The sequence below is a fragment of the Pseudidiomarina fusca genome (assembly GCF_032227045.1).
GTDB lineage: Bacteria > Pseudomonadota > Gammaproteobacteria > Enterobacterales > Alteromonadaceae > Pseudidiomarina > Pseudidiomarina fusca.
In genome coordinates, this window is sequence record NZ_JANFPJ010000049.1 from 1 (window position 1) to 10736 (window position 10736).

General features: G+C 44.7%; 11 protein-coding genes and 1 pseudogene. 9 read left to right on the top strand and 3 right to left on the bottom strand.

Annotation, left to right across the window (positions count from 1 at the left end):
* Nucleotides 1-289: pseudogene (locus NOG12_RS12530) on the bottom strand (hypothetical protein); the annotation flags it as partial.
* Here NOG12_RS12530 and NOG12_RS12535 point away from each other — a divergent pair.
* From NOG12_RS12535 to NOG12_RS12570, 9 genes are all read left to right on the top strand, one after another.
* A complete protein-coding gene (locus NOG12_RS12535) occupies nt 278-1231 on the top strand; it encodes a DUF3150 domain-containing protein (protein ID WP_000027441.1) in 954 nt (317 codons plus the stop codon). The pseudogene NOG12_RS12530 and the gene NOG12_RS12535 overlap by 12 nt on opposite strands.
* A 61-nt stretch (nt 1232-1292) precedes the next feature.
* Nucleotides 1293-1733 (top strand): hypothetical protein, encoded by a 441-nt coding sequence (locus NOG12_RS12540; RefSeq protein ID WP_024015929.1) that lies wholly within the window; start codon nt 1293-1295, stop codon nt 1731-1733.
* Nucleotides 1734-1802: 69 nt separating this feature from the next.
* A complete protein-coding gene (locus tag NOG12_RS12545) occupies nt 1803-3458 on the top strand; it encodes a VWA domain-containing protein (RefSeq protein ID WP_001016322.1) in 1656 nt (551 codons plus the stop codon).
* Between the two features lie 83 nt (nt 3459-3541).
* Nucleotides 3542-4039 (top strand): RadC family protein, encoded by a 498-nt coding sequence (radC, locus tag NOG12_RS12550; RefSeq protein WP_000791199.1) that lies wholly within the window; start codon nt 3542-3544, stop codon nt 4037-4039.
* A complete protein-coding gene (locus tag NOG12_RS12555; RefSeq protein ID WP_001014428.1) occupies nt 4039-4380 on the top strand; it encodes a hypothetical protein in 342 nt (113 codons plus the stop codon). The genes radC and NOG12_RS12555 overlap by 1 nt, the downstream gene beginning before the upstream one ends.
* A 90-nt stretch (nt 4381-4470) precedes the next feature.
* Entirely contained in the window at nt 4471-5544 is a 1074-nt protein-coding gene (locus tag NOG12_RS12560; RefSeq protein WP_313933436.1) for a DUF7146 domain-containing protein, read from the top strand.
* Between the two features lie 89 nt (nt 5545-5633).
* On the top strand, nt 5634-5831 hold the full coding sequence (locus tag NOG12_RS13400) for a hypothetical protein (protein ID WP_470385092.1): 198 nt from the start codon (nt 5634-5636) through the stop codon (nt 5829-5831).
* A gap of 199 nt (nt 5832-6030) precedes the next feature.
* The gene (locus NOG12_RS13405; protein WP_470385094.1) at nt 6031-6339 is read left to right on the top strand and encodes a hypothetical protein; all 309 of its coding nucleotides are present in this window, start codon (nt 6031-6033) and stop codon (nt 6337-6339) included.
* A gap of 262 nt (nt 6340-6601) precedes the next feature.
* Nucleotides 6602-8083, top strand: coding sequence for a transposase (locus NOG12_RS12570; protein ID WP_283711141.1), 1482 nt, complete (start codon nt 6602-6604; stop codon nt 8081-8083).
* Between the two features lie 444 nt (nt 8084-8527).
* On the opposite strand, the gene mph is transcribed toward NOG12_RS12570, so the two are convergent.
* Together mph and mef(C) are read right to left on the bottom strand one after the other, a co-directional pair.
* The gene (gene mph / locus NOG12_RS12575) at nt 8528-9412 is read right to left on the bottom strand and encodes an Mph(E)/Mph(G) family macrolide 2'-phosphotransferase (protein ID WP_078213155.1); all 885 of its coding nucleotides are present in this window, start codon (nt 9410-9412) and stop codon (nt 8528-8530) included.
* Between the two features lie 4 nt (nt 9413-9416).
* Complete coding sequence (mef(C), locus tag NOG12_RS12580; RefSeq protein ID WP_085286200.1) at nt 9417-10640, bottom strand: macrolide efflux MFS transporter Mef(C); 1224 nt, start codon at nt 10638-10640, stop codon at nt 9417-9419.
* Between the last annotated feature and the right edge of the window lie 96 nt (nt 10641-10736).

Sequence of the window (10736 nt, forward strand, 5' to 3'; positions counted from 1 at the left end):
GACCAAACAACTGCTTCTCAAACCAGGCTAAGCGCTGCTTAATGCCCGCGAAGGACTGTGTCATTTTGGCATACTGCGCTTGCAGCTCATCCCAGTTTTGCTCAAGTACACTGTGTTTTTGTGATAAGGCAGCATGCTTTTGTGCCAATTCAGCATGGGCTTGCGCTAAGGTGTCTTTTTGCTGTAGCGCTTCAACCAAAGCTTGCAGGCGCGCGATTTCACTGGTTAAATTAACCAGTGTATCGGCATCAGTTGCCACGTTTGATGAGGATGCACTATGAGTATTCAAACCCTCGACAAACTGTTGATTTGTCACATCGACTGTTCCATCTGGAGCGGTAGAAAAAAGCTAAGGCCTGAAGATTTCAGATTAGCCAATGGCAGCCAACTTCCACCGAAGGATGTTGCCAGCTTAGGGAGTAAAAAAATTTGCGACCCAGAGGCATTGGCGAACTTTGAAAGGCTTAAGAAAGAAGCGCAGCGCTTGTGTGAGCAAGTCGGTGTGCGGTTTTTAGGTGGCTATGCCGTCCCTGAAGACCGAATTGATCAGATTGTTCCAGAGCTTGACAGGATCGGTCAGGAGTTTGCGCAGTGCAAGCAGTTGTTCTTGGACAACTATGATCAGGTGACGTTTGACTGGGTTGCGAAACACCCGGAATTTGCAGATGCAATTCGGCGTGCGCTGTCACCCATCGAAGACGTGGAACAACGGCTTCAGTTCGATTATGCCATCTATCGAATGCAACCAGCTGAACAAGCTGGTGGCTTAGATGACAAGGTCAATGGTATGGGACACACCCTCTTTAGGGAAGTGGCTCGTGATGCCAATGAACTGTTTGAGCGTTCTGTTGCAGGTAAGAATCAAATCAGTCAGCGAGCCCTTAACCCTCTCAAACGGTTAAGAGACAAGTTGGATGGTTTGTCATTCCTGGATCATCGAGTTCAGCCGATGGTCGAAGCGATGGACAATTTATTTGTTCGTCTGCCGAAGACCGGCCCTGTGACAGACAATCTCTATCACGAACTGATGGCGACCATTTTAATTTTGTCTGATCCAGACAAGATGAGAATGCACGGTGAAGGTCAATTGGATATCAGACAACTGATGCCCAAACCTGAACCTAAACCCGCACAGCCAGTATCTGCTCAGGCAGATAACTTACGTGCAATACCACAACCAACCGTCAGACCAAACCTTGGTTCGACTGTACCAAACTCATTTTATTTCTAACGTCCTTGAGGGCATGTTGCCCTTAAGGGCGCATGTCCTCTGAACTATGTAAGAGGAAATTATGCAATCAACCATCCATAACCCCAGCCAACTGAACCAGTTTGAAGCACATTTTCGTGGTGTGACTGATGCGGTTGAAAGTGAATCGATACCAGAAGTGGCGTGTTGTCGAACGTTAGTACAACGGTCGTACTCAACACATAGTGTCGTGATCCCCAAGAACCCTGTTTTGATCGCAGATGCGGACGCACAAGGAGCTTGGGTAACGGCCATGGTATTTGTTCCAAACATGGCATTGCAGCAAACCGCTTTTGAGCGGGCCTGGCTGCAATATCAACACGAGGTGTCTACTCAGTTACAAGACCAGTACGGTCTGACATTGGATGACATCCTGAGTTTAGACCAGCTTAAAACGTCATTTGAGCAGCACGAGAGTCCAGCTCAATTGGTGGCTTGGTTAGGTCAAAAATACGATCTGGATAAGCTAAAAGCACAGGTTTAAACACTCACATTCCCAGCGGGGAAACGCTCCCGCTGAGGGAGTATTCCCCCTAATGATTAGGAGACTCCCATGAATCATCCATTAAAAAACGCACTGCCAATCGTTGCCGCCGCTTATGGCGAAAAGTTTGGTGTGAAGGTGCTTATTCAAGGACAAGATGCGTTTACCGATGGTGAGCGGATTGTGATCCCAACAGCAAACCCAGACGACCCACACTATCAACAGATAGCTTGGGGTTATCTGGCTCATGAAGCGGCGCATATTCGGCATACCAATTTTGACATGGTGCAGAAGGCGTCGTCCAAGCCGATCCGTAAGGCACTTCTCAATATCATTGAGGACGTTCGCATTGAAAACGAATTGGCAAAGGATTACCCCGGAACCCGGCGCAGTATTTCGCAAGTGATTGAGTACATGGTGGACACACAGCAAATGAGTGTACCTGAACAGCTTGAGCCTGCATCTAACTTGCAAGCATGGTTGTTGTTCCGCTTGAGATGCCATTTTCTGGGTCAGAAAGCGCTGACACCTCTGTATCAAGCGGTTGATGAAAGAGTGAGACAACTCTTTCCTGCCGCAGCGATGAGCCGGTTAAGCGCCATGCTTACAGCAGTGCCTAGCCTGGCATCTACAGGTGAAGTGCTGAAACTTGTCGATGCCATCGTTGCCATGTTGGAAGAAGAATCTCGTCCACCACAGGATGAGTCGGATGCTGATAGCGGTAATGACATTGGACAAGATGCGAGTAATGACAGCAATAACAGTAGTGACAGTCAAATCCCTGAAACAGACTCGTCTGCAACGGCGGATGTTGCTGAAACGGGGGATTCAGATAACTCTGATCAAGCTGACAATTTGCGACAAGCCTTAGAGGCCAGTGCCGCTCAGTTTGAACCCGATACCTTTGCCCAAGTGGCAGAAGTGTTGTCGGAACAAGCTGAAGGACATCAGGGCGTCACACCTCTCAGTTTGCCCCAAGCAGAGCAAGCTATGTTGGGTGATGAGGCCATCTTGACCTTATCGGCGTCGGAGTCTGCTCAAATTCGAGCCCGACTTAGGGGCATGGTTCAGTCCAGTCAGGACAATCGGAATCATGCCAAAAGGCACGGTCTTCGAGTGGCAACCCATCGTCTTGCCGCTTCACAAGCCGGTGAGTCGAGATTGTTTATTCAAAGGCAACCTCGCATTGCCCCCAATGCCGCTGTGCACTTGCTTGTCGATATATCGGGTTCAATGGGTAAACCCATTGGCGAAGGTAATCGAAAGTACTTTCATGTTGCCAATGAAGCTGCTTTGGCTTTGGCCATGGCACTGGAAGGCATACCGGGTGTTGTACCTGCGGTCAGTTATTTTCCTGGTATTCATCAGGAAGTTTCTATCGCGTTATTGCCCAAGCAATCGGTTCGACATCGGGCCGCCTGTTTTGACCAAAAACCACGAGGTTGTACGCCTATGGCACAAGCGATGTGGTTTGCGGCAAACAGTTTGTTAGCGCAAAAACAGAAGCGAAAGCTAATGATAGTGCTAACGGATGGTGACCCAGATGATTGGGCTGCCACGCATGACATTGTTGACCGGTGCAGACGCAGTGGCTTTGAGCTGCTGGGGATAGGGATTCAAACACGCAGTGTTGAGAAATTCTTTCCTCAAAGCATTATGATTAATGACGTCAAAGATCTAAAGCGTGAGTTATTCGAAGTAACACAACAACTGTTAATTCAGTAACCACATCAATTTTACCACCCTGCGGGGACGATTCCGTCCCCTTCAGGGCATGGGTTCGTCTCCGCTTTTTTTTGGAGACTCCTATGAAAAACAAAAAGTTCTTAGCTGGCGAAGAAGCCGGTACTTACATCGTTCCTGAGCAAGTGACTGAAGCGGATATCTTAGATATGGCGCTCAAGCTTGCCCGTGGTCGATTGAGTAAAGGTCGAAAAATTGAACAGCCATCGTCGGCGTTCTCATACCTGCAAACACTGATGCACGAGTATGAGCACGAAGTCTTTGGCGTACTGTTTCTTGATACAAAGCATCGCGTTATTCGATTTGAAGAGCTGTTCAAAGGCACTTTAGATGCAGCGAGCGTTTATCCAAGGGAAGTAACAAAACGAGCGCTAGAACTTAATGCGGCAGCAGTGATACTGGTTCATAACCATCCATCGGGTGATCCTGAGCCAAGTGAAGCTGATAAACGCATCACTCATCGACTCCGTGACGCCTTGTCACTTGTTGATATTCGAACGCTTGACCATGTCGTGGTCGCATCCGAGGGCTGCGTTTCGCTTGCCGAACGCGGTTATCTGTAATGAATGGGCGTATTGCCCATTCTCCTACATCACAAAAGCAGTCCCATCAGCACACATCATCACAGCTCGAATTTCTATTTGAGTTTGATGATGCCCCAGTCACTTGGTCTGACACGGAAATCTGGCAGTTACGCGAAGGCATTCTTTTGGATGCGATCCGTGTATTGCTGGACGGTCGTGTCAGTACTCGGTTGCGCAAGGATGTGTTGTCGTGGATTCAAAATGACGAAATAGCGCCATTTTGCTTTCGTGTTTGCGCAATGGCTGCCGTTGTCGATCCTGATGTGCTTCGTGAGTCCATCATGTGGCTATTAAGACGACATGGTATCCAGCTTGACTAACGCTCCTGTATTAACCGAACGGCTAATGCTGGACCTAAGCTGACTTTTACCACCTGGGGTAGGAGTCGGCATTTTATTTAAGGAGGTTATATGGCGTTACCTTTACAAATTGACACAGTAAGGCCATATCTCAATGGCCAATGGCTTCAAGTCTTGGCGGCATTGGTGCCAGAACTTGATGCCGCTATTGCTCGAAAAGGGCGTCATGTGGCTTGTCCTGTTCATGGCGGTCGTGATGGCTTTAGGCTGTTCAAAGATGCTGAATATACCGGTGGCGGCGTTTGTAATACCTGCGGTATCTTTCATGATGGCTTTGAACTGTTGTCTTGGATTAATGGATGGAACTTTGCTCAGTCTATTGAAGCAATCGGCCAGGTTCTTGGTATTCAACCCGGACAAATACAAGCGTCTATTCGGCCAATACCGAGTAACGCAGTTGATTGGAGGGCTAGAAAGCAGGACGAGGACAAAGCGATTATCCATCGCTTGAATCAAACCTGGGGAGAAACGCTATCTCTTGCAGATACTCGTGCGCAACCAGTTTGGAACTACTTGCATCGTCGTGGCATTGTTACGCGGCTTCGTCCTGAATGGGATTCGGTGCTGAGGTTTCATCCAAACTTGCCTTACCATGATGAAGATGGTCTGTTTATCGATAGCTACCCAGCGCTGCTAGGTAAAATCGTTACGCAGCAAGGGCGTTCGGCCACGTTTCATCGGATCTACCTAAGTGAAGATGGATTCAAAGCGCCGGTTGAAAAGCCTAAAAAGATGATGCCGATACCAAGTGACAGAACAATCACTGGTGGTGCCATTCCGATAGGTGAGCCTGGTGAAGTACTAGGTGTTTCTGAAGGCATCGAAACAGCTTTAGCGGTTACCAGAGCTACGGGACAGACATGTTGGTCGGTTGTGAATGCAACGCTACTGGCTAGGTTTGAACCACCAAGTAATGTGAAAATGCTGTACATCTGGGCAGACCACGATCTCTCTGAGACCGGCCTGAATGCAGCGAATGAACTCAAGAAAAAAGCCTGGCAAAAAGGCATTCTGTCACAAGTCTTGATCCCTCCGATACCAACGTCACTCGGCGTGAAAAGTTGGGATTGGAATGATGTGCTGAATGTTTACGGTGCCATCGGCTTTCCGAAAGTTCATATCTGATCCAAGGGGCTTCGGCCCCTTTTTTTGCGCCTTGCATATTTGAAAAAACATGGAGAATGAAAAATAGATAACCAATAGGAGAAACAAACATGATGGTATTAACCCTGTTAACAAAGCAGATTGATGGTGAGTTTACGGTTTACTGGAAGACCGGCATTCGAAGAGGTGGCGAGCTAAAGGTCAATTTAGGTGAGCAATACGACAAGCTACCTGAGCAGCAAAAGCCAATTGCAGCTGAGCTCTATGCTATTCATCACCTCTTGTCAGTGAAAGAGGTGATGGGGTAACCGAAGCGGCAATGGGCTTCAAATCCGAGTCAGTAAAGGAGCCATCAAAAAGTTACAGAAACAACGCTCAACTCAGCATTCACTGTACATCCTGACTAGGTTTTTGCTTACTCGATACCAGGAAGCACAGATCTCGGTAGAGAAACGGGACGATTGGCTCTCACATTCCTTCGAAGAATACAGCGTCGATAATGCTACAGTGAGAGAAATCGATGAGGTCATCAACGTTCCGAACATTGGACCTGTCGTGGTGACTCGTCATTCACTGGAACGGTTTGTGGAAAGGCTTTCAGACGGTGTACCTAAGCATCCTTGGAAGGCTTTGTGCACAAAGCTGTTATGTTCTGCGCTAACTAAAGCCGAGTTACCAGAAAGCGTCGCTACTAAAAAAGCAAAAAAATATGCACAAGAGGCCGAATTCTGGCAGCACGTGGAGAGCAAGATGTACTTTGTTATGATTACGGGTGACTCAATGAAGACATTGGTTACGGTTTTTGCAGTAAAGTAAGCTAATGTAGTATTCGCACTTTATGAATATTACTTATGTGCCAAAAGCCGACATAAGGTTCTAGTCTAGAAAGGGCAGCAATCGACCTAAAGCAGACGTAAGAGAATTCAAACTATCAGACTATATTGAGCGAAAAATCATCATCCGAGCTAATTAGTTTTTCAACCACTGATGCCCATATCTTTGCACTATAAAGTCCCAGCATGCCGACAATAAAAAAACACAACTATACTGTATAAAAATACAGCGATTGGGGTGATATATGTCTATTGTCAAGGATGCCAGAAGAGAGGGGACGGTAAAGTATGAACGTCATAAACCAGAGCAAACCCTTCTTTATCAAATTATTGAAAAATATTACCCGCAGTTTCTGAGCCACATGGGGCAACAAGATAAATATCTGCCCAAGTATGTGCGGTCAGAATTTGAAGCGTACCTCAAGTGCGGTCGTTTGGAATATGGTTTTTTGCGAGTACGTTGTGAAGATTGTCATCATGAGCACTTGGTTGCGTTCAGTTGTAAACGCAGAGGTTTTTGTCCCAGCTGCGGTGCGCGGCGAATGGCAGAAAGCGCTGCCTTGCTAGTTGATGATGTGTTGCCCCATGAGCCCATTAGGCAATGGGTATTGAGCTTCCCTTTTCAACTTAGATTTTTGTTTGCCAGCTATCCTCAGATCATGGGAAAAGTACTGGGTATTGTCTATCGCACACTTGCCACACATATCACTAAAAAAGCAGGCTATAACAAACAGACGGCACAAACGGGTGCGGTAACACTGATCCAACGATTTGGCTCAGCGCTGAATTTAAATATCCATTTTCATATGCTCTACCTTGATGGTGTATATGCCGCAGATAACTATGGCAAAACGCGTTTTCACCCGATAAAAGCCCCGACAAAAAGTGAACTGAATAGTCTTACTCACCGCATTAGCCAGCGTGTGGCGGGTTTTCTTGAGCGCGAGGGCTTATTAGTGAGGGATGATGACAATGACTACCTGGCTTTGGATGGGCTGGAAGACGATCCGATGTTGCAAATTCACGGGTATTCCATTACTTATCGCATCGCTACAGGCAAACAGCAAGGACGAAAGGTCTTTACCTTGCAAACCATTGCACCAATGGCAGAACAAGGGCTTGCGGCAGGCTGTGCCGCAAACGTGGCAGGCTTCAGTCTCCATGCAGGTGTCATGAGCAGCGCACAGGATAGGGGTAAACTCGAAAGGCTGTGCCGTTATATTACCCGCTCTGGGGTATCAGAAAAAAGGTTGGCAATAACGACTTACGGCAAGGTTCGTTACCAACTCAAAACACCCTACCGTGACGGCACAACTCATGTGATCTTTGAGCCTCTGGATTTTATTGCCCGTTTAGCGGCCTTGGTACCCAAACCCCGCGTAAACCTCACTAGGTTTCATGGCGTATTTGCACCAAACAGTCGGCACCGCGTGACAATAACACCAGCCTTACGAAATAAGGCAAAAAAAGCATTGCCGACAGGGCAGGAAAAAACGAGGGCACAAAAACACCAATCGATGACCTGGGCGCAAAGACTTAAACGGGTTTTTAACATCGACATTGAAACGTGTGAGCAATGCGGTGGTGCGGTTAAGGTTATAGCGAGCATCGAAGACCCATTGGTGATCCAAAAGATACTCAGCCACCTGAATACAAAAAATGACGAAGTCGTCGAATTATTGCCCCCACAAAGTCGAGCACCGCCTCAGATAAGTCTGTTTGAATAAAAGCCGTTCCATCATAAGCAAAACTGGTTTGCACAACAGCGGGATGCGCTTGTCTTGAATTCTGAATTAAGTAGAAACAGTTGATTAATCGACGAAAAATAACCGACTTTCACTCCCTTAAGAATATAAAATAAATGTCAATATGGAAAATATAAGGCATCATGTATTTTGATTTTAGGAAAAATGACGTTTTATTTTACCTATACTCGTTTCGCTATTTGTGCGGTTTTATTTTTTAAATACAAATATATCAATATCTTATGTAGAAAGAAAAGTCAAATAACGAAACACGTATATAGGGTTGGTTAAGCGAAATTTTCCGTATATTCGTTTCGTTAAAACAGATGTTAGCTGCAAGGCTACACAACACCGCTAATAGACAAACATCCCTTGAAATAATAGGGAGCTGACCCGATTAAGGTGTCAGCCCCTACTAAAAAAAATCTACTCAACACCTAACTGTAATTTTGCAGAACTAAGATGAATTTCATCTTGTGTTTCTAAAGCAAAATATCCATAAGCTAGAGGTGCGGCAGCAGCTCGTTCAACTGCTTGTTCAAACAGTTTATCCCATACTTCTCCACCTTGTTTTTCGTATGCCGAAATTAAATTTTTCAGACTTTCTTCACCGAAAACAGTAACGTGACCTGAAAAATCTTGTGCTATATCGCTGACTTGTGCAGTTGACCAATCAATAATTCCACAAACTTCTCCATTATGATGAGTAAGTGTATGACCTGCATACAAATCACCGTGAATGAATTTTGTAAAATTCGGCCATAAGGCATCATTATCCAGCCATTTTTGGTACCGAAGTTCTAATTCGGCATTTATCCCTAATTCAGATTTCACCAAAATCAATCTTTCAGAAATCTCATTTCTAACCTGTTCAGGTGTCAAAACTTTTAGATTATTACGAAGTACTTCTTCCGTAGGAATTGAATGAAGTTCTATAAGTGCTTTCGCTAATGATGGTATATAAAGGTCGTTTTCTTTAGACATATTCCAGGTTACTTCATAAGTCTCCGCATCATAAGTAAGTGCAGGTTTTCCATCGAGCAAAGGATAGGCTACCAGTTTTTCATTAGCTATACGCCAATCAGGAACTTGAACCGAAAGGTATTTCGACACCAATTGAAGAATGCGTTTCTCATTCGCAATCTGTTCGCCTAAGGTTGTTCTTCTTGGAATACGCAACAACCACTTTGTGCCATCCCTATCTGTAGCGAAACCAACCTTAAAATCAATTCCCATTTCATTAAAACTCATTTCATCCGAAAGAATTAACCCATTTCTTTCCGCTAATTTTTGAATATCTCTATTTTTCATTTTTTTAAATATTTTTGATTTTACCTAATTGCATTAAGTTGCGAGTGCTAAACGAAAGAATACCCACAAGGATTGCCAAACAACCGCTTATGATAAACGTAATGTTTACACCAATAACTTCTGCAATCAGGCCTGTGAATAATAAACCGATTACACTTGGCAAAACTGCCAAACTATAATAAAGTGAAAATACACGTCCTAATTTTTCAGGACTTACCTCTGTTTGTACAATTGCTGTAAAACAGCCATTGAAAACAGACAGGCTGATACCGCCAATGGCTGTTACCATCACAAATCCTACAAACCAACTTGCAGGTAATACACCACTCAAAATAAATGTAAGTCCCAATAATACATACATAACATTGACTGCGACTACTTTTGAGCCTTTCAATTTGAAAATACTCAGGATGACACCGCCAATAAGCATACCTCCGCCCCAAACCACTTCTACAATTCCTATCTCCCATTTTCCTCCTGCAAAATGCCCTGTTGTGAGCAACGGAAACATAATGGCAGCTGGCATTATAACAAAGGTTATCGCCATTGCATAAAGAAAAAGATAACGCAAACCTTTGTTTTTTGAAACAGTCTGAAACCCTTCCGAAAATTCTGTAGCAATAGAATGTGCAGACGATTTTGACTTCGCAACCACATTGGGAATTTTCACCATCACGAGTGAAAGAATAGCCAGCAATGCTCCAATCAAATCCAAGTACAATACTTTTGAAATAGGAAGATAAGCAATGGCTAATGTGCCAATGGCAGGACCACCAATACTGCAAACCGAATGTAACACCTGATTAATTCCTGCTACCTTTATCAATTCATTTTGGGGTACAATCAGCGGAGCAATTGCCTGTAGTGCCGGAGCGTGAAAAGCATTACCAACAGAGCGTAAACCCAATAAAATGTATATCCATATAAGATTAACATTTTCATTTTGTAAAATGACGAGTAACAAAAGGGCACAGAGAGCTATAAAAGCATCCGAAAAAATCATTACATATTTACGATTGAGACGGTCAACATATACACCTGCTATTAAGCCTATCAATGCTTGAGGCAACATAGCTGCTATTCCTGCGTAGGCTAAAACTTCGGCTGACTTGTACTCCAGACTAAGCCATATAACAATAGCAAACTGAACAGCATAACTTGTAAGCATTGAAGCAAACTGTCCAGCCCATATAAACATATAGGTCTTAAACCATTTACGGTTTTCCATAAAAACTTGATTAAATTATACAACAAAATAATTGTAGCATAATACTAATAGAGCCCGAATTCAACTGCGAAGTGCGACACTCGTCAATATCAAGCA